At 31.3% G+C, this 20,403-nt stretch carries 20 protein-coding genes; 17 read left to right on the forward strand and 3 right to left on the reverse strand.

What is annotated here, in order from left to right; translation table 11 throughout:
- Positions 1–25: 25 nt before the first annotated feature.
- From BFJ87_RS14215 to BFJ87_RS14235, 5 genes are all read left to right on the forward strand, one after another.
- Positions 26–1,051, forward strand: coding sequence for an OmpA family protein (locus tag BFJ87_RS14215; protein WP_077406021.1), 1,026 nt, complete (start codon positions 26–28; stop codon positions 1,049–1,051).
- Positions 1,052–1,236: 185 nt separating this feature from the next.
- The gene (locus BFJ87_RS14220) at positions 1,237–1,641 is read left to right on the forward strand and encodes a MerC domain-containing protein (RefSeq protein WP_077406024.1); all 405 of its coding nucleotides are present in this window, start codon (positions 1,237–1,239) and stop codon (positions 1,639–1,641) included.
- On the forward strand, positions 1,634–2,296 hold the full coding sequence (folE, locus tag BFJ87_RS14225; protein WP_171974520.1) for a GTP cyclohydrolase I FolE: 663 nt from the start codon (positions 1,634–1,636) through the stop codon (positions 2,294–2,296). The genes BFJ87_RS14220 and folE overlap by 8 nt, the downstream gene beginning before the upstream one ends.
- A 111-nt stretch (positions 2,297–2,407) precedes the next feature.
- Positions 2,408–2,755 (forward strand): hypothetical protein, encoded by a 348-nt coding sequence (locus tag BFJ87_RS14230; protein ID WP_077406030.1) that lies wholly within the window; start codon positions 2,408–2,410, stop codon positions 2,753–2,755.
- Between the two features lie 211 nt (positions 2,756–2,966).
- Positions 2,967–3,269, forward strand: a complete 303-nt coding sequence (locus BFJ87_RS14235) for a hypothetical protein (RefSeq protein WP_077406032.1) — start codon at positions 2,967–2,969, stop codon at positions 3,267–3,269.
- 161 nt (positions 3,270–3,430) lie between these two features.
- Here BFJ87_RS14235 and BFJ87_RS14240 read toward each other — a convergent pair whose 3' ends face one another.
- Together BFJ87_RS14240 and BFJ87_RS14245 are read right to left on the reverse strand one after the other, a co-directional pair.
- Positions 3,431–4,801 carry a hypothetical protein gene (locus tag BFJ87_RS14240; protein ID WP_077406035.1) on the reverse strand — a complete coding sequence of 457 codons (1,371 nt, stop codon included), beginning with the start codon at positions 4,799–4,801 and terminating at the stop codon, positions 3,431–3,433.
- Between the two features lie 20 nt (positions 4,802–4,821).
- Complete coding sequence (locus BFJ87_RS14245; protein ID WP_077406038.1) at positions 4,822–7,248, reverse strand: TonB-dependent receptor; 2,427 nt, start codon at positions 7,246–7,248, stop codon at positions 4,822–4,824.
- 123 nt (positions 7,249–7,371) lie between these two features.
- Between BFJ87_RS14245 and BFJ87_RS14250 the strand changes: the two genes are divergently transcribed.
- A complete protein-coding gene (locus BFJ87_RS14250) occupies positions 7,372–8,355 on the forward strand; it encodes a helix-turn-helix domain-containing protein (protein ID WP_077406041.1) in 984 nt (327 codons plus the stop codon).
- Between the two features lie 3 nt (positions 8,356–8,358).
- Here the strand turns inward: BFJ87_RS14250 and BFJ87_RS14255 are convergent, their stop codons facing one another.
- Positions 8,359–8,718 (reverse strand): hypothetical protein, encoded by a 360-nt coding sequence (locus tag BFJ87_RS14255; RefSeq protein ID WP_077406044.1) that lies wholly within the window; start codon positions 8,716–8,718, stop codon positions 8,359–8,361.
- Between the two features lie 219 nt (positions 8,719–8,937).
- Between BFJ87_RS14255 and BFJ87_RS14260 the strand changes: the two genes are divergently transcribed.
- The 11 genes from BFJ87_RS14260 to BFJ87_RS14310 all read left to right on the forward strand — a co-directional run bounded on the left by BFJ87_RS14260 (position 8,938) and on the right by BFJ87_RS14310 (position 20,386).
- Positions 8,938–10,413 (forward strand): ankyrin repeat domain-containing protein, encoded by a 1,476-nt coding sequence (locus BFJ87_RS14260; protein WP_077406047.1) that lies wholly within the window; start codon positions 8,938–8,940, stop codon positions 10,411–10,413.
- Between the two features lie 6 nt (positions 10,414–10,419).
- A complete protein-coding gene (locus tag BFJ87_RS14265; protein WP_077406050.1) occupies positions 10,420–10,905 on the forward strand; it encodes a DUF2271 domain-containing protein in 486 nt (161 codons plus the stop codon).
- 7 nt (positions 10,906–10,912) lie between these two features.
- The gene (locus BFJ87_RS14270; RefSeq protein ID WP_077406053.1) at positions 10,913–13,114 is read left to right on the forward strand and encodes a PepSY domain-containing protein; all 2,202 of its coding nucleotides are present in this window, start codon (positions 10,913–10,915) and stop codon (positions 13,112–13,114) included.
- Between the two features lie 205 nt (positions 13,115–13,319).
- A complete protein-coding gene (locus BFJ87_RS14275) occupies positions 13,320–14,084 on the forward strand; it encodes a hypothetical protein (RefSeq protein ID WP_077406056.1) in 765 nt (254 codons plus the stop codon).
- Positions 14,085–14,181: 97 nt separating this feature from the next.
- Entirely contained in the window at positions 14,182–14,634 is a 453-nt protein-coding gene (locus BFJ87_RS14280) for a WapI family immunity protein (protein ID WP_077406059.1), read from the forward strand.
- A gap of 231 nt (positions 14,635–14,865) precedes the next feature.
- The gene (locus tag BFJ87_RS14285) at positions 14,866–15,642 is read left to right on the forward strand and encodes a hypothetical protein (protein WP_077406062.1); all 777 of its coding nucleotides are present in this window, start codon (positions 14,866–14,868) and stop codon (positions 15,640–15,642) included.
- A 139-nt stretch (positions 15,643–15,781) separates the two neighbouring features.
- The gene (locus BFJ87_RS14290) at positions 15,782–16,480 is read left to right on the forward strand and encodes a hypothetical protein (RefSeq protein WP_077406065.1); all 699 of its coding nucleotides are present in this window, start codon (positions 15,782–15,784) and stop codon (positions 16,478–16,480) included.
- 250 nt (positions 16,481–16,730) lie between these two features.
- The gene (locus BFJ87_RS14295; RefSeq protein WP_077406068.1) at positions 16,731–17,546 is read left to right on the forward strand and encodes a helix-turn-helix domain-containing protein; all 816 of its coding nucleotides are present in this window, start codon (positions 16,731–16,733) and stop codon (positions 17,544–17,546) included.
- A gap of 87 nt (positions 17,547–17,633) precedes the next feature.
- Positions 17,634–18,008, forward strand: coding sequence for a VOC family protein (locus BFJ87_RS14300; protein ID WP_077406071.1), 375 nt, complete (start codon positions 17,634–17,636; stop codon positions 18,006–18,008).
- Positions 18,009–18,234: 226 nt separating this feature from the next.
- Positions 18,235–19,062, forward strand: coding sequence for a LytTR family DNA-binding domain-containing protein (locus BFJ87_RS14305; protein WP_077406074.1), 828 nt, complete (start codon positions 18,235–18,237; stop codon positions 19,060–19,062).
- Between the two features lie 115 nt (positions 19,063–19,177).
- A complete protein-coding gene (locus tag BFJ87_RS14310) occupies positions 19,178–20,386 on the forward strand; it encodes a hypothetical protein (protein WP_077406077.1) in 1,209 nt (402 codons plus the stop codon).
- Positions 20,387–20,403: the final 17 nt, after the last annotated feature.

Below are 20,403 nucleotides of genomic sequence, written 5' to 3' on the forward strand. Positions count from 1 at the left end.
TATAAAAAACATCAAATAATTAATTATGAAAAATATACTTAAACTTGGAATTTTGGTTGTGGTATTCGCTTTTTTTTCTTGTAAAAATAATAAAGAATTAGAGGTTAAACAGCCACAAGAATCTAAAGAAAAAGAGGCTCCTGCTTTAAATAAAAATGAAACAACTGAAGCTACAACTACCCAAAAAGAATTTACTTGGGACACCGTAACCCCATCTACAGTAGATATTGGTGCGTACCCGTACATTACACCACCAAAAGGGATGATTGTAGACAAAGATGGGTCTGAATCTTTTGAATTTGATAAGCTTGAGTTTTTTGATGGTAATACGTTTTTTGTACTAGACGGTAGAGTAGACCGTATGCAAATAAAAATGGAAGGCGATAAAGAATGGCAACAATATTTGTTTGATAAAAGTGTTTCTGAATATTTAAAATCTATTGGAGCAAATTTAATTTTTGAAGGACAAATACCGTCAGAGTTAACTAAAAAATGGGGCGATAACCCTAATGCTATTTACAAACATATGCATGAGTTTTATGGAGCAGATGTGGTAAACCATCCTGTACGCTTTTATGTGCTTAAAACCGAAGATAAAAAAATAGCTTTTCAAGTATCGTCTAACTCCAAAACCATTTCGGTTGTAGAAAATAAAGCGTTTGTACAAACCATAGAAAAAGTTACAGCAGACCAAATTTTTAAAGAAATTACAGATAAAGGTATTGCTACATTACATATTAATTTTGATACTGGAAAATCTAGAATTAAAGCAGACTCTTATGAAATTATTAGTGAAATATCTAAGATGATGAAATCTAATTTGGACTTAAAAATTAGTATAGAAGGCCACACAGACAATGTAGGCGATGCGGCTTCTAACCTAAAATTATCTAAAAACAGAGCACAAGCTGTACTAATGGCTATTGTAGAAGAAGGTATTAGTGAAGCCCGTTTAAAAAGTGAAGGATTTGGCCAAACAAAACCTGTAGGAGATAATACTACAGACAGTGGCAAAGCTAAAAATAGAAGAGTAGAGCTAAGAAAATTATAACATATAAAATAGCCTTTTGTAGCAAGTAGCAATTTGCTAGTGGGTTGTTTATCAGTAAATAAAGCCTCTGAGTATTTTATTCAGAGGCTTTGTTATTTAATACCGTATGTTTTTATTGCAACAATATTGCAATAACCAAATACATTCTTATATTTGCAACTTAGTTGCATTAAATAGAATTTATTTTGAAGTTGATATTAAAAAAGCCAGATACCTTTGGCGCACTAGCAAGTACATTATGCTTGGTACATTGCTTTGCTACACCATTTATTTTTATAGCACATACTTGCGCTGCAGGTGGTTGTGAAACCAGCCCTGTATGGTGGAGTAGCTTAGATTATTTTTTTTTAATTGTTTCATTTTTTGCGGTATATCAATCTACAAAAAATACCTCTAAAAGTTTTATGAAACCCTTGTTGTGGTTAAGTTGGTTTAGCCTGTTTTTTTTAATTGTAAACGAGAAAATACAGTTGTTTTCTTTACCAGAAATACTAACCTATGTTGTTGCGCTTGCGCTTGCAGCATTGCATATTTATAATTTAAAATTCTGCCAGTGTAAAACCAATAAATGTTGTGTGAATAATGGATAATACAAAAAAAGAAATACTAGGAGACAACCATATAGCTACAAGCGTAGATACTCCTTTACGTGCAGATGCTTTTGTAAAATCTGATGAAGAAAAAATAGAAGCCATACAACATCATTTTAAAAAAATAATGGAAGAGCTTGGTTTAGATTTAACAGATGATAGTTTGTCTGGTACACCATATAGGTTTGCAAAAATGTATGTAAAAGAGCTTTTTTATGGTTTAAACCCTAAGAGTAAACCAAAATTATCGGTTTTTGAGAACAAGTATGCCTATAAAAAAATGTTGGTAGAGCAAAACATAACTATAGACTCCTCTTGTGAGCATCATTTTTTACCAATAACAGGGTTTGCACACATTGGTTATGTGCCAAAAAATAAAGTTATTGGCCTATCTAAAATAAACAGGTTGGTAGATTATTATGCGCACAGACCGCAAGTACAAGAAAGGTTATCATTACAAATACTAAAAGATTTACAAAGTACTTTAGAAACAGAAGATGTAATTGTAATGATTAGTGCAAAACACTTATGTGTGTCATCTAGAGGAATTAAAGACAAAAGTAGTTACACTACTACATTAGAGTACGGTGGTTGTTTTGCCAATGAGCAAACCAAAAACCACTTTTTAAAAATTATAGAGAAAACAACAGTGTAACTTAGTATTATTTATATGTAAAAACTTAAATCTTAAACTTCACAATTGTATGTGTTTTTTATTTGTTACATTGGTGAAGAATTAATAACAACCAATTAAACAAAATTAAATATGAAAAATACAAGCCACTCATTATTAGTTATTCTTTTCTTTCTTATAATTGTTTCTTGTGATAAGAAAATAACATTTGAGCAGCAAATTAGTCAAGATGTTTATCAAAAAATAGCGAGTGGTTATTGTGAAGAAGATAAAATACCAAAAGACGCCGTAATTAAAAATTTTAAAATAGGTGAAATTACGCCTATTGGAGACACAGGTATGATAGATGTTGCGTTAGAGTTTGATGTTACAGATGCAGATGGTAATGAGCAACATTTTACAGAAGCTATGCTTTATTTAGAACAAGGTAAAGACAAAAAAATGCTTGCTATTTTTTGTGATTACGATTACAGAAAGTAAAACCTAATAGCTGTAAAATAGGGTAGTAGGTATGGCTGTAGCCTGTAGGTAAATCATAAATGGTATACAGACATAAAAAAAATGAAGCTTGTACCTAGTTTAAATAGTAGTATAACTTTTCTTTTTATTAATTTTATATAAAGAATTTATTTGTTAAATTTATGTTATGTACTGATATACAGCGTATAATTAACTTGTGAAAATGTATACTATGAAAACCTTAAACAGTTTAATAGCAACCCTATTATTACTATCTTTTACATCTTACGCTCAAAATAGCGATAAGCAGGAAGACAATAAATTAGTAAAACACACTGATTTTAGAATTGAAACCGATAATATTGAAGAATTAAGAAATTACAACTGGGAAAGTGTAAAAGAGATTTTTAAAGGCAATAATCCCGAAGATAAAATTACAATATCATACACTTTTAATGGAAATTTTAAGCAAAATAATGGCAAAGTTGTATTAAATAATTATGGTTTTCAGCTTCTGGTAAAACAGCTAATTTAGAAGCGTTAACTTTAAAATTAAAAAACTCACTAACAAATTTAGATAATATATATGCCAAGTATAACGGCAATTGATATACTAATTTTTTAGTAGTACATAGTTAAAAAAAAGTCCCTTATCTAATTAAAGATAAGGGACTTTTTTATGCGTTAGTATTAATACTAGAAAGCACCAATAAAGTGGCTACCAGTTGTGTTAACCAATTCTGCGCCTTTAGTAACTTCACCAGTTAATGTGTTTACCACATAAATGTTTCCGTTTTTACCAACAGGAGCTTGTGTTAGGTAAATATCATCACCATCTACAACAAAACCTTGGTACTGAAATAATTCAAAATCTAATTCGTAAGGAATTTCAGTTATCGTTGTTGCTGTTTTTGCATTTAAATCAACCAAAGCAAAAAAGCTTTGCCCTCTACCAGAAATACCTTCTTCAGAACCATTATGACGGTAAGCAACTACAGCTTTTCCGTTTGCAGCTGGTCTCCAAGCTAAAATGTAAGCACCCTCTACACCTAAAGCATCATCTAAATTAAAATCGTACGTATTGTCGTATTCGTTATTAGCATCAATTTTTAAGATATGAGAACCGTTAGGATCACTTTGGTTAGCTTGGTAAACACTTCCATTATATAAAAAAGCATTAATACTACGGTATCCGTTTGTATTACCGTGACCAACGGTAGAAGTAATTACCGTAGGGTTTGTTAAAGATGGGTAATCTAATACAATAGTTTTAGAACCTAAAATTTCATAATCACTGTCAGACTCAGCAGTTGCAGGATCTACTTTACTTAAACGAGCACCAATGTATAATTTGTCTCCTGCAGCGTTTAAAGTAGGCATATCTATTCTAGAAATGTAATATCCTTGTGCTTCTTCTTCAGCAGTTAAAGGAATGCTAGACTCTTCAAAGTTTTTAATAGCAGAGTTTTCTAAGTCTAAAGTAACAACACCCATTGTAGCTTCTGTACGTAAATATGTATCGTCTGTAGCATCATCAGGTGTGCCATTATCATCAAACTGGTGTTCTGTAGAAACATAAACAGCAGAACCTGTTTTATCGCCATCAAACAACTTAATCCATCTAGGAGCAGTACCTACGTAAGGAGCAATACTAACTTCTGTACCTGTTTTTGTAAAATTTTGACCACCTTCTACAGTATACTTAGTATAGTTACCACCGGTATCACCTGCATAGCTAATATTAAACATAGTACTACCATCTTCAGATGATTGTAACCTTGCAGTTCTGTTAGACGGTACAATAAATCCGTTATCAAAAGGAGCTATAGATACAGTAGGGTCTTTAGCATCTTCACTAGTTAAAGAATAAATTAATGTACCACCGTTACCATCTCCAGGATTGTCTCCCATTTTTGCAGCAGCAACAGTTATCCATCTGCCTTCTGTTGGTTGTTCTGGAGTTGTAGGCGTATCACCACCATTGTCATCACTACTACAAGAAGCTAATAATCCTAAAGTAGCAAATGCTACCGCAAAAGATTTAATATGTATTAAGTTACGTTTCATTTTGTATAATGTTTAAAAAATTAAAATTTATGTATAGAATAATTAAGTTTTAAGTAAAAAGCTCTACCTGGTTTTTGTACCGATAAATTATCGTACACAGGTTCGTCAAAAATATTTTTGATATCAAAGCTTGCAACTAGTTTTTTGTTAGGAAAAGCGTAGCTTAACCCAAAATCTTGTACAAGCTGTGTAGGTACTTTAAAAAACTCATCACCCACAGTATTTTTTCCTTGTGGTGGTAGGTAAGAGAATTCATCTGTAAAGTACATTGTATAAAAAAGGTTTAACCTAGATTTTTGTTGTATTACATTTTTAAAAGAGTAGCGTATGTTACCATTCATAGTAAAAAACGGGGTGTTTGGTACAGCTATTTCTACACCATTGTTTTCTATATTTAAACTAAAACGCGATGCGTTAAAGTTTAAATTAAAGTTGTTGTTAAACGTATAATTTAATTGCGCATCTATACCTTTAGAGGTACCGCTACCTTGGTTTACATAAAGTATTAACTCGTCATCAATATTTAAAGATGTTTCTATAGGCAAACCAATACGGTCTTTTATATTTCTGGTAAACAAATTAGCACCAATTGTAAATTTGTGTTTTTTTATAGATAAAGCACCAAACCTAAAACCTAAATTGTAATTGTTACTTTGTTCTGGGTTTATACTTGGGTTTGCCACAACATTGTCTCCATCGTTACCAAAAACTTCGGTTTCATTGGGTAATCGTATAGCTTTTTCTGCAGAAGTTAAAAGTGTAAAGTTTGGAGAAAAGGCATAAGAGGCAGCAAAACCATAACCTGTAAACTTTTTGTTGCTGCTAATTATTTCATCAACAACAACCGCATTTCCATTTTCATCTTCTACAATTTCTGGATCTACATTTACAGTTTTTTGTTGGTATAATTTACCAAAAGCACTTGTTTTTAATTTGTTTTCTATAGCAGACAACTCATAACTTAAGGCAAAAATATTTTTATGTAAGTCTCTAGTTCCTTTAAATGTGTTTTCTAAAACAGATCGCAATTCATCACTATCTTCACGGTCTATTCCGCTATATACGTGGTTGGCTAAAATTTTATGATTGTTGTTAAAGGCATAAGAAACTCCTGTTCTAATAGATCCTACTTTTCTGTTTATAGCAGCTAAAGTTGGTCCGCCTTCTTGCTGAGACCTCCAAGTGTATTGGTACTCATCTCCTCTAAAATCTATAGCTCTTTCACCATTCCAACTATAAGCCCAAGAAACGGTATCATTAACGGTACGGTTTCTTTTACCATAAATTCCGTTAACAGTTACATCTAAACCTTTAGTAAATAAATCCTTTTTTTGGTATGTTAAATTTGCAAGTAGTGCGTTAGATTCTAAAAACCTGTCTTTGTATGGCGTAATTGTCATAAATGCACCGTGTTGCACCTCTTTATAATCATCAGACCCAGTAACACCAACAAAAAACTGATCTGCCCATTTTACATCTGTATAACCTATTTGCAACATACCACCAGTAGACCTGTAGGCGTCGTTAAACCTACGTGCAGTTATTGGGGTTTGTACACCACCTAATCCGGTAACAACAACACTTCTTCCAGATACTTTATAATCGTTATCTGAATAGTTATGAAAAAGCGATGTTTTTACGGTAAAGCCAGTATCATTAAACCTATATAAACCATTTACGCTTGCTTGTAAAGTGTTAAATGAACCGTAAGAAACTGAAGCGTTTAAATTGGTTTTAGCATCATTATGAAGCACAATATTAATGGCGCCACCTAGTGCGTCATCTGCTAAATGGCCAGGAACAACACCTTTATACACCTCAATATTTTTTATCATAGAAGGAGGTATGCTGTTTAAGTTAAATGATGAGCCATACATAGAGCTAGGAATACCGTCTATAAAAATACGCACAGCACTACCAGATAAACCGTTAAGACTATAACTAACATCTGACCCTAAACCACCATTTTGTCTAATTTTAACACCTACGGTAGTGTTAAGCAACTCGTTAGTTTGTATGTTTCTAATACTAGCTTCTTCTGTTTTAACTACGTTAACGGCAAAACCTTGAGTTTCAATTTCGGTTTCTTTAGTTTTTCCGCTTACTAAAACCTCATTTAGCTCATTATCTTCATTGTAGCTAAGGGTGTGCTTAATTTTTGTATTCTTTTTATCTACTAAAATGGTTACTTTTTCTATTTCTTTACCGTAATATTTTATGGCTATTGTATGGTTACCATATGGTAAATCTGGTAATGTAAAAAAGCCTTTAGCGTTAGTATAAACGTGTTTTATTGGTTTTTGTGTAAAAACAGTAGCCTCTGCAACAGGTATACCGTTTTTAAAATAAACAGTTCCGGTAACAGTACCCTTTTTTGTATTGTCTGCTTGTTGTGAAAAAGCAGAAAAAGAAAGTAGTAGACTTAAAACAGACACTATTTTTAACATACAAATAAAAAATTTTTATATTTATTAAGACTTAGTCTAAATTAATTTAGATTTGCAAATCTAAGTTTTGGATAACTGAAACGAATAACGCAAACGGAAGTTTAAACAACGCATTAAGAAATAATGAAGCAAGGTTTAAAAAGCTATACTACTAAAGTTAATTTTGGTGTAAATAAGGTTGAAAAATCTAATACCAACAATGCTTTAAAAAAAGACTACATACCTTACAGCACAAATATTATAATTGGTGAAGATTTGTTAGTGCATAATAGTAATTTAGTAGCCGCTAGTAAAAGCTGTACATCTAGCACATCTGGCTTTACAGTAAATGTTTCTGGTAACTGTCCGGTTATAAAGCTTCATTTCTCGTTACGTGGCCAATACACAAACACTTATAAAAACACCTCTAGTTTTAAAGCTCATATTCCTGACGGGTACTGTAATATGCTTTATGTTCCTTTATTAAATTGCCAGGAAACGTACAGCGGAAAACACCATAAAACATTAGAGATTTACATATCACAAAAAGGTTTAGAAAAAATAGTTGGCGATAATTTTAATTCTAATTTAGAACAGTTTTTTAGTAAAGTAAAGAGTTTAGAGCCGGGTTTGTACTATAAAAAAAATAAACAAATAACGGTAAAGTTTAAAAACCAAATTAATGAAATTTTGCAATGTAAGTACACGGGAATTTTAAAAGAAAACTATTTAAAAAGCAGACTAACAGTTTTACTAATAGATTTTTTAATGAAAACTGCAAATCCTGTGGCAGAAGAGGTAATTATATCTGAGTCTGATTATTTGGCATTGGTAAGGGTAGAAAAATATTGCAAGCAAAACTTAAAAGAAAAGCTAACTATTAACCACTTGTCTTTAATAGCAGGATTTAATACAACCAAGTTAAAGCGCGATTTTAAAAAAGTATACAAAACCACCATTTTTAAGCACATAACTCAGCTTAGAATGCAAAAAGCAAAAGAATTAATACAAGAAAAAGGCTTGTCAATTGCAGAGGTATCTTACGAGGTTGGTTACTCTAATCCACAACATTTTACGGCAGCTTTTAAAAAAACAATAGGTTATTTACCAAGTAAGCTAGTTAAATAACCACTAATTCACCAATTCCTGTGCTTCTTTTAATCTAAAGCAACGTTCTTCACCCAGGTAATTAGGATCTCCGTGTTTTTCAGACCAAAAGCCATCTAAAATATCCTTGCTAATACATTTGTATACCACAACACCTTTGTAGGTAGCATTATCTTCGCCTTTGTAGTTAAAATTAATTACCAAAATATTGTCTTTAAAAAAACCAGTTCCTAATTGGTATTGTTCATTACCTATTAACCATTTTGCTTTTATGCGCTTATTTGTATCTAAAGCTAAAACTAGTGTGCCTTTATATGTTGTTTTTTCTGCATTTTGGTTGTTTCCCATAATAGCATAGGTACCAGGCAAGTCTTCAATGTTCATAGGTAAAGTAATTTAATTTTGCAGTAGCAGTTGGTTGCATACAAATGTAAACACTTAAAAGTTATAGCGTATGTAACTACTGTAATCTTCCTTGTAAAATTGTTAAATAAAAAATCTATTTTTAATCATTCTAAATAAAAATAGTTCTTATATTTGCGCTTTATCAATACTAAGTCTAAATAAACAAATAAGCTTTATTTATTATAAATACACTTTATTATGAAAAAAATAACAACACTTGTTTTACTACTGTTTGTAGGTACTATTGCCGCACAAGACGCAAATGTTTTTTGGTCTCGTGGGTTTTTTAAGCCAAATACTACAGTTAAAGATATACAAGCAAAAGAAGCTGCAGGCAACAGTGCAACAGCATTAAGCTCTAATAATTTTGATGCTACTACAAATGCTATTTTAGCAGGTGCATCTGCAGAGGTTGTAGACTATTTATTAACTAAAAAAGAAAACGATATAAATAAAGTTACGCACGACGGGCGTACTTACCTTTTTTGGGCAGCTATGAAGGGTAATTTACCGTTAATGAAAAAGTTAATTAAACTTGGCGCAAAAACAGATGTTGTAGATGATAAAGGTAGTACTGTATTACTTTTTGCTGCTGGTGGCGGACAAACTAATCCAGAATTATATGATTTATTACTAGCAAATGGTGCAAAAATAACAGAGACTTCTCCTAAAGGCGCAAATGCTATTTTAAAATTAATTGGTGGTGCTAAAGATCTTAAAGATTTAAGCTACTTTTTAGAAAAAGGGTTAGACCTAAACCATACAGATAAAGATGGGCATAATGCCGTAGATTATGCTGCACGTACAGGTAATAAAGCAATTATAGAGCAGTTAATTAACAAAGGAGTTGCTTATAAGGATACTAATGCAGACGGTAGCAATGCTATTTTAGTAGCTACAGAAGGTGGTAGAGGTCCTGGTAATAGTTTAGCTTTTTATAAGTATTTAGAGAGCTTGGGTATTAACGCAAATGTTACAGATAATAATGGTGTTACTCCAATGCACAATTTGGCTGGCCGTAACAAAGACAATGCTATTTTTAATTACTTTATAGATAAAGGAGTTAGCACAACCCAAGCCGATGCTAAAGGTAATACTCCGCTTATGAATGCTGCTAGTCGTAATAGTTTAGAGGTGGTAAAGTTTTTTGATGTTAAAAATTTAAAAGCTAAAAATATAGATGGACAAACAGCTTTAACTAATGCAGTTGCTTATAACAGTGCAGATGTTGTTACTTATTTAATAAACAAAGGAGCTGATATTGATGTGGTAGATAAAAAAGGAAACAATTTGGCATACTACTTAGTAAACTCATACTCTAAAAGAAATGAAAAAGCATTTGCAGAAAAATGGGATTTATTAACTGCTAAGGGCTTAAATATGGCTCACGTACAAGAAGGAAAAAACAACATTTTACACTTGGCTGTAGCTAAAAATAATAAAAAATTATTAGCTAAAATTACACCATTAAAGATTGATGTTAATGCTAAAAATGCAAACGGACTTACTCCTTTACATTTGGCAGCTATGACAACTAATAATGTAGACTTAATTAAGTATTTAATTAGTGTTGGAGCCAAAAAAGATGCTGTAACAGAGTTTGAAGAAACAGTGTACGACTTAGCCTCTGAGAACGAACTTTTAAACAAAAACAAAATTGAATTTTTAAAATAATAAGTAATGAAATTTAAAGTAGCAATTATAGCAATATTAGGTTTGTTTGTTATGGCAGCTTTTACAGCGGCTCCTAAAACTAGCCAATATAAATGTATGATTCAGTTAAAGAATTACGAGGGCGAAGGTGCTTACGTTGTAGTTTCTTTATTAGATGCAGAAGGTAAATACGTAGAGACTTTAAATGTATTGGGTGATGATCCTGAGTGGTACCATGATTTAACCAAATGGTACAACTTTTTTGAAAAAAATAAACCAAGTATAGATGCCATTACAGGAGCAACAATTAGTGGTGGAGAACGTGCTATTAAAGTTATTAAAATTGATGACGATAAAATAGACAGTGGCTACAAAATACGTTTTGAAACTGCTGTAGAAGATCAAAAATATGTGGAGGACGATGTAACTTTTGAGCTTACTTCTGCTAGTGTAAATAGCAAAGTAGATGGTACTGGTTACATCCGTTACATACGTATGTTACCACAGAAATAATTAATTTATGACATTATCAGTTTGGAGATACAGTCACCTTTTGTTGGCTGTATCTTCTTCTATTTTTATTTTATTGGCAGCTTTAACGGGTTCTGTATTAGCGTTAGAACCAATTAGCAATCGTATACAGCCATATACCACGGGAGATTTAAACCAAATTACCGTTGCAGAATTTACAAGCACACTACAGCAAAAATATACAGCGGTTATATCTGTAGAAATTGATAAAAATAGCTGGGTTACGGCATCTGTAATAGATAAAGATGGTACAGATAAAATAATATACATAGACCCAAAAACAGGAGATAGTTTAGGCACACCAAAAGAGTCTAGCGCAGTTTTTAAGTTTGCAACCACATTACACCGTTCCTTATTTTTAAAAGGTATAGGTAGGTTTTTTGTAGGTTTATCTTCATTATTACTTTGTTTAATAACTATTAGCGGTATTTTTCTAATTCTAAAAAAACAAGGTGGTGTTACAGGTTTTTTTAAACCAATAGTTAAAGAAAGCTTTAATCCGTATTACCATACTCTTTTTGGTAAATGGTTGCTAATTCCTATTTTAGTTATAACGCTAACAGGCGTGTATTTGTCGTTAGAACAGTTTTCTATAATACCGTCTGCAAAAATTGTACATCAAGAAGACACCTTGTTTGCAGAAGAACCAGTTATTCCTGTAGCAGATTTTAAAGTTTTTAAAGACACTAAATTATCCCAGGTTCGTAAAATAGAATATCCTTTTGCGCCTTTTCCAGAAAGTTACTTTTTACTACAATTAACAGACAAGGAGTACTTAGTAAACCAATTTAATGGTGATATTGTTAGTCAGGTTAACTATCCTTTTTATGTAATATTAACGTATTACAGCACACTTTTTCATACAGGGCAGGGGAGTATAGTATGGAGTATAGTTTTGTTATTGGCTTCTATTGGTATTTTGTTTTTTATGTATTCGGGCTTTAGCATAACGTTACAACGCAGAAAATCTAGAATTAAAAATAAATACAAAAAGGACGACTGTGATTATGTTATTCTTATAGGATCTGAAAACGGAAACACCTTTTATTTTGCCAATGCGTTGTACTCAGAGTTACTGCGTTTGGGTAAAAAAGCATATTTAGCAGAACTAAACAGCTATATAAGCTATAAAAATATGCAGCATTTGGTGGTAATGACATCTACCTACGGTACAGGAGAAGCGCCAACAAATGCTAAAAAGTTTAAAGCACTTTTAAACACACACCAGCAAGGTGCAAAGTTTAACTACTCGGTTGTAGGTTTTGGCTCATTAGCATACCCAGACTATTGCAAATTTGCTTATGATGTAGATACTATGTTGCAAGCACACCCAAACAACAACCGTTTGGCAGATGTGTTTACCATAAACAACCAAAGTTTAGAATCTTTTAACCAGTGGTTGTTGACGTGGAGCAAGCAAGAAAATTTAAATATAAGTTTACCAAAAGCCATTGGTGGTAAAAAGAAACGTAAAACCTATGCTTTTACTGTAACCAAACACACCAAGGCAGAAAATAACCCAGACGATACTTTTTGTATACACCTAAAACCAGTAGAAAAAGTAAAGTTTACCTCTGGAGATTTACTCTCTATTTTGGGCGAACAAGACCAGAGAGAACGTTTATACTCTATTGGTAAATGGGATAAAAACGAGCTTGTTATAAGCGTTAAACGCCACCAAAAAGGCAGTGTATCTAATAGGTTACAAAACCTTGCTGTAGGCAACAAAATAAGCTGTGCTATAGTAAAAAACAAGGCGTTTCATTTGCCTAAAAAAGCAAAAGAAGCCCTGTTAATAGCAACTGGTACAGGTATTGGCCCTTATTTAGGGATGATACGCCAAAACACTGCACACAAAAAATTACATTTGTATTGGGGTGGGCGTACAGCAGCATCTTTTGAGCTGTACAAAAAACAATTAGAAGAACACCAGCAGGCAGGCAAACTAACCTCTTTGCATTTGGCATTATCTAGAGAACAAACCCCAAAAGTATACGTGCAAAACCTGTTAGAGGCAAATGGTAAAGAAGTTGCCCAACTTATTAAAAACAAAGGCTATATTTTAATTTGCGGCTCTATAGGTATGCAAAAAGAAGTTACTACGGTTTTAGATACCATTTGTAAAAATTACCTAAAAAAGCCACTGAGTTACTACCAAAACAAAGGCCGTATTTTAATGGACTGCTACTAAAAACAAATTAAAACCCGTAACTGTATGTTATGGGTTTTTTAGTGCTATTTATACTCTTTTTTAAGCCAATTACACATTTCTGTAATTGTACTACAAAAAATGTTTTTATATTGTAGGAAAAATGTAATTATTGCGTTTATACTACCAATATGGCTGAATAAACGCAATTAATTGCGGTTACTAACTAGTTGGCACACATTAAAAAATGACAAAATCAATATTGACAATTCTACTTATCATTTTCAGTTTGACGGACTGTTTCTCACAGTTATCGAAAACTGAATATGAAGATGTAGTCGAATATTTTGTGGATTGTATAAAGAACACAGATATCGACAAACTCGACTCAATCGTATCATATCCGATAAATAGACCTTATCCAATTCCACCAATCAACAATAAACAAGAACTTAAAGACCGTTACTCAGAATTATTTGATGATAGTCTGATTTCAGTAATTACAAGTTCAAATGTTAAAGAAGATTGGTCTGATGTAGGTTGGCGGGGAATTATGCTTCATAATGGAACTGTGTGGTTAGACTATGATGGTAGATTCATAGCAACAAACTACACATCCGACAAAGAAAAAGCCATTGAAGAAAAGTGGATTAAGTACGAGAAGAGCCTACTTTATCCAGACTTGAAAAAATTTAAAGCCCCAATCCATACAATTCAAACTGATAAGTTCATAGTGCGAGTTGACCTTTTAGAAAATGGAAAATATCGTTATGCTTCTTGGTCAATAGATTCTGACCTATCAAATAAACCAGATTTAGTCATTAACAATGGAAAATGGACTCCAGATGGAAGTGGAGGAAATCACCATTATACATTTACAAATGGAGAATACAGCTATTTTATTTATGTAAATAATATGAGAGCGAGCGAAACTCCTCCATACAACTTAGAAGTGACTAAAAATGACAAAGTGATATTAAGTCAACCAGCTGAATTGAAAGAATTAAAATAAAAAACGTGTGCCAACAACGGGTATAGTGCATGCCCTGCGGGACACGCACCATACCCAAACCGTTGTGCGTAAGCTTAAAAAAACCAAACTGAACTAAATGATATTTAAAGGAATTAATGACCAAACTGTTGAATTTAGGATAACTAACTACCAGTTTCCTGAAATAACGGATTGCGAATATGATTCCAATTGGTTGTTGATTTATCTTAATGTAAAAAGTGATTGCGGAAATTGGCAAACTGTGGACCCATCCCTTTTAGTTGGGGATGTAAAAGAAATAATAGAGTGGTTCAAAAAAATATCTCAAAACGAAACACCTAAGTATAAATGTTTGAATTTTATTGAGCCAAACTTGGAATTTGAACTAATAAAACTTGGAATTGACTTTAAAACTGTTCGTATTAAATTTAACTTAGAATCTAGGCCTAAGAGCACAGATGACAAAAGGGATTATTTTGTGGACTGCAAAATGAATAACTCGGAACTGTATAAAGTTATTGAAGGTCTAAAAAAAGAATTGCAACCTTATCCAAAAAGAGCGGTTGGATGAAAAAAGCCTACGCACAAAAAAAACTATAAATAATTCGGCTTTAGGTGCTTAATTCAAAGTTTAGTGCATTTAACCAAGTTCACAAAATCTTTTGATTTGGCTTTAGAACAGAAAAAGATAAAACAAAATAAATCCCGAAGCATCGGGATGGCTAAATTTTTAATCGGAAATTAAATACTAATTTAATCCCGCACTAACATTAGCCGAGCCGTTAGCGTGCATTTCTAAAAAATGAATAATTATCAATTAAAATATAAGACAGAAACAATTTGGACTAATAACCATATTTTGACTTTGATACAACTATTGATTATTGGACAAATAAATGACATCCAGTCAGATATTAGTAAAAATATTATTAAAGATATCGATACATCAATGGAATGGAATTTAGATAAACTATGCACTAGTATTGATGAAAATTTATTAATAGCCCATTTAGATAAAATACAAAGTAAATTGAACTTAAAATCAAATTACTTTTCGACTAATGAATATGCTCACAAATTATACCCCTTAATAAAACAAAATTTCAGTAAAAAAGAATCCTCAAAATTACTGACAAAATTATCTCGGAATAGTGGAAAAGAAATTTCAAAAGCTATTACTAAAATACTTAACCTATCATTGGGGAAATCAATGTTTGAAACTGTCAATATATCATCTATTAGCGAATTAACTGGCGAATGGAAATCAACAAAAATGGAAGATTTACCTGAATATGGCTTTAATTTTAATATGACAGATTTATCTCCTTCATATAGTGAGATTAGAATTCTAATTAATACTTTAAATCAAATTGATATTATTATTCCTGCAAGAGATTATACCAACCCGAAAATCAATGAATTTAATTTGATTAGTGGAAAATGTGATTTGAATGACGGACATTTAATAATATCAAAAGACGATTGGATTAGAAAAATTCCAATTATAAAATTTGTTTCAGAAAAATTAGAGTTGCATCTTTTTAAGACAAATATTACTTTGAAAAAAACGACACGCTAACAAGGTGTATAAAACATAGCTAATAAGTGCTAAACCGAGAGTTAGTGCAGATTTGGCTCAGTAATAATCCGAAACTTTTGTGTATATTTATACGCTACGTTTTCTACACAAAAACGTTGTTTTTAATTTAACCAAACTAATGAAACATATTTTTTTAATTATAATTCTTCTCACTTTTTTGGCTTGTAATTCTAAAAAGAATAACACAGTTTTTAAAACGGATAAAACCAATGCAGAGAACGTAAGTTTAAAAGTACTAAGCGGTAAAGAAGTTGTTAACGAGCTAGAAAAACTTGGTTTTTTTAATCTTACAAGCGAGTCTGAATTGGAAATGGTTAAAATTGGTTTTGAAAAAGCATATTCCAACTTTAATTTTTTTAGGGGACCAATGCGTGGAGAAACACAAAGTTATATGGACAATCGCTACCATATGGTAGATTGTGAGGAACTTTTTGAAATTGGAGGATTAACAAAATATTTAGATCAGGTTAAACCAACTTTTAAAAAACTAGGACTGGAATTAAATTACGCAAATGAAAAAAGCGAACAAGACCAAAATAGTTGGAAACATACAATTGAATTGAACGGAATTGAATATACAGCGTTTAACGAGCAATTTTCGGACCAAGACTGGAGCATTGCTTATATCAATTTTATAGAAATGTTGAACGCCCAGCTAAGACAACAAAATTTAGACGAGCAATTTTATCCCATAAACTGTGGAAATGATGGAACTTTTGTTTTGCTTACGCCAAAATTGTTGGAGTTTGTACATAATAATTATCCCACAGATAATGAGCACCCAACAACTATGATTAACTGGAAAAACATAAAATAAAGTAACACTATTTAATAGTGTTACTTTTGGTAAGCACAGTAAAATTAATAAATGTTTTGGGTGTAGCATAACACTTGCTATTACACGGTTTATATAATATAGCTTATAAATACTACTGCTAAAGGTTTCTGTTTATTTGCTATCTTTATTACTAATTAAAAGGTGAGTACCGTATTAATCTGCTACTTTTTATTTAAATAAAGGTTATAAATTAAAACCAAATCCTATCTTAACAAAAGATAATTTTACTATGAATCATAAAACATTTAAACCACAAGAAAATTTAAAAGAGTGGATTAAATGCTACTGGAATTTAGAAAGTGATTTTGAAAACACTCCTGTAAAAAATACCATTATTCCAGACGGAACAATGAAACTTATTTTTCATTACGGAGATACTTACAAACATCATCCAAATAATAAGGAAAGTATAATTTTACCTAAATGTTTTTTAATAGGGCAATTAACCAAACCTTATGTTGTAGAGCCACTTGGGGTTACAGGTTCATTTGTAGTACGTTTTCAGCCAAACGGTTTTTTTCCCTTTGCTAACATAGATATTAAAGAAATTAAAAATACCGCAGTACCATTAAATAAACTATTTGGACAAGAAGGAGAAGTAATTGGAGAGCAAATTTTAAATGCTACCTGTACTTTAGATAGAATAGCGTTAATAGAAGCATTTTTACTAAAGAGGTTAACTAATAAAAACTGTATAGACAGTATTGTAAAATCAACTATAGATACAATTATAGAAGCAAATGGACAATTTTCTGTAAGTGAACTGTCAGAAAAAAATAATATTAATAGAAGACAATTAACTCGTAAATTTTCATCAACAATTGGCTTAAGTCCTAAGCAACTCTCAAAAACTATAAGAATTCAAAATACACTTAAAACATTATTAACGCAAGAAGTTAAAAGCTTAACAGATTTAGCTTATGAGAATGATTATTTTGATCAGGCTCATTTTATAAAAGACTTTAAAGAGTTTACAGGACTTACCCCCAAAGAATTTTATGGTAATGATTTAAAGATGTCTCTAATTTTTGATAGCAAAGATTAGGTCTGTCCCATTTTTACAATTTTACAACTACAACTGTTAGCATATTTGCAATGCAATAACGCAATTAAACTATAAAAGCAAATAAAAATGAAAAACGTAAATCCTGTAAACTGGTTCGACATTAATGTATCAAACTTAAATAATGCAAAAGAGTTTTATGAAACTGTTTTTAATATAAAACTAATTGATTTTCCTAAAGAGTTTGGTAAACAATCTGGTTTTCCTTTTGATCCTAAAGGGATAAATATTACGGGTGCATTAGTAGAAAAAGAAGATTTTATGCCTAGCAGTAGCAATACAGTTATCTATTTTGAATCTGAAGATTGTGTTACAGAAGAAAAATTAGTAGTAAAAGCAGGCGGAAAAATTATAAGACCAAAAATGTCTATAGGAGAATTTGGTTTTGTTTCTATTTTTATGGATAAAGATGGTAATACAATTGGGCTTCACTCCAAAAAATAAATTAAACAAAAGTATTATTGTACAATAACGTACATAAAGCAATAATGGTTCGGGCTTTGGCTTGGGCCTTTTTTGCATTTATTTAATTATATTGTTAGCAAAAAGTAATAGGGCTTATGTTATAACACAGGTATGCCGTTACAATTAGTATTAGTTTAAAAAAACAATTGTTCTAATAGTAACTTAAATTCTAGTATTAAGTACCTAAAACAATGATATTAAAATAATGATTACGTTAAATAAAACAATAGCTTATACCAAGGGTTGGATACATACTTTTACAATAGCACTATTATTAGGTGCCTTTGTATCAATTTTATTAATAACATTAGAACCTTTTGATAGTAATAACGAGTTTTCATACAAATATCTAATTCTTTCTGGTTATGCTTTTTGCCTTATAATTCCAATACTACTTGTTCATCCTATTGAAAATTACTTTTACAAAATTCAAACAAAAAGATGGTTTGTATTAAATGAGTGTTTTTATATTATTACAACTACTTTTATTGTATTTCTTTTTTCTTTTTTTTACCACTTTTATGTGGTTAGCGGTTTAACTTCATTTACCTCTAAATTAATATGGGGTTTTATAAAATCGTTTGGAGTACCTTTTGCACCTATTGTTGTTCCTTTTTGGATTTACCTACGCTCTAAATATGGTGTAATAGAGGTTCCTTTGCGCACAAAAGAAACTACTAAAAGTAAAAAAAGAGTAACTATTATTGGGAACAATAAATCTGAAACCTTAACCATTCTTGAATCGGATTTTATTTTTGCAAAAGCGCAACAAAATTATGTAGATGTATACTACAATACAGAAAATGGAATGCAACAACAAACGTTTAGAAACACACTTTCTAATATAATGAAACAGCTTCCTAAGGCTTGGCAAGTGCACCGTTCTTACTTGGTTAATTTAGATTATTTAGACACCGTAGAAGGTAATGCTAGAAAGCGTTTTATAAGAATTACTACTACTAAGGAGACCATACCTATTTCACAAGTTTACTATAAAGCCTTAAATAATAGGCTTTCAAATTCGTCCCAGTAGCTTCAAAATTAGCCCAAGTGGTTCATTTTTAACCCAAAAGCTTCAGGTTAATCACACTCTTTTTTTTCTGTTGTTTTTATGTTTTCTCTTTGTGGAGAACTTTAAAAACAAACAAATGAAAACTCGTATACTTATTATCACAGCTATTCTAATATTATTTTTAACAAGTTGCTCTTCTAGCAAATATGTTAATTATTTAAAAGAACATACAGAGGTGGTTAAAATGGAAGATTCACTTCAGTTTAATTCACTAGATGAAGATTTTTACAAAAACAAACTCTTTTTAGTTGGTGAGGTACACGAGGTTGAAACATCTCCAAGAATTGATTTTACATTATTTAATCAACTAAATGAAAAAATAAAAATTGATGTTTACTTGGCAGAAATGGACATTGCCCAAGGATATTATTTGCAAGAATATATAAAAGGTTCTAACAAATTAGAACTTAAAAACATACTTAAAAATTGGCCAGTTTACATAGGAAGCATTTCTAAGCAATACAGAAATAAATGGAAAAATATGAGAACTTATTATGCTCAACTCCCAGAGACCTCAAAATTTAAACTAGTAGGAATTGATAGAATTGCGGACTTTAAACTAACTCAAAAATTATTAAAAGAAAAGCTACCTAAAAAATACCATAATGAGATTCCTAACACTAAAGATTCTTTAATTTTTTGGTCTAAAAATAAGTTTAATGCTATTCTAGAAAAAGAGAAAACACAACTAGATAAAAACACATATAAATTACTAGAAAATATAGAGTACAACATTTCTAATTATGGTAAAACAAGAAGCAGAGATAAGTTTATGTATTTAAACTTTAAAAGATTACATACGCAAAATGAATGGGGAAATAAGAATATTTATGCCGGATTTGGTTTTTCTCATACACTACAAGCTTATAATTATACTTTTGCAGGACGAATTAAGAAAGACACTACATTACCATACGTACACAAAATGGTTAGCCTAAATACAATGTATGTAGACTCTAAATTAACTGTAGATAGCAGAGCGTTACCAAAGTTTATGCAAGACAAAGGCAAAGCGTTTACAAAATTTAATTATTCACAAGACAGTAGGCTTTTTATGTACATAAAGGGTATTGCAGACTATAAAAAAGTAACCGCACCAAACACAATAAGTTTGCTTAAACTAGATGCAGAGGGATCACCGTACTTAAACTCTACAAGAGGTACTAAAGTTAAAAACCTTATACCTATTTGGGATGCTTATGATATTTTAGATGGTACATCTACTACAGATTATGCGCAATATATTTTATTTGTTCGAAATGCAGATTGGATTCAGCCAGATTAAGTAGTTAAGCCTCTATT

Source organism: Cellulophaga omnivescoria (genome assembly GCF_001999725.1).
Taxonomy (GTDB): domain Bacteria; phylum Bacteroidota; class Bacteroidia; order Flavobacteriales; family Flavobacteriaceae; genus Cellulophaga; species Cellulophaga omnivescoria.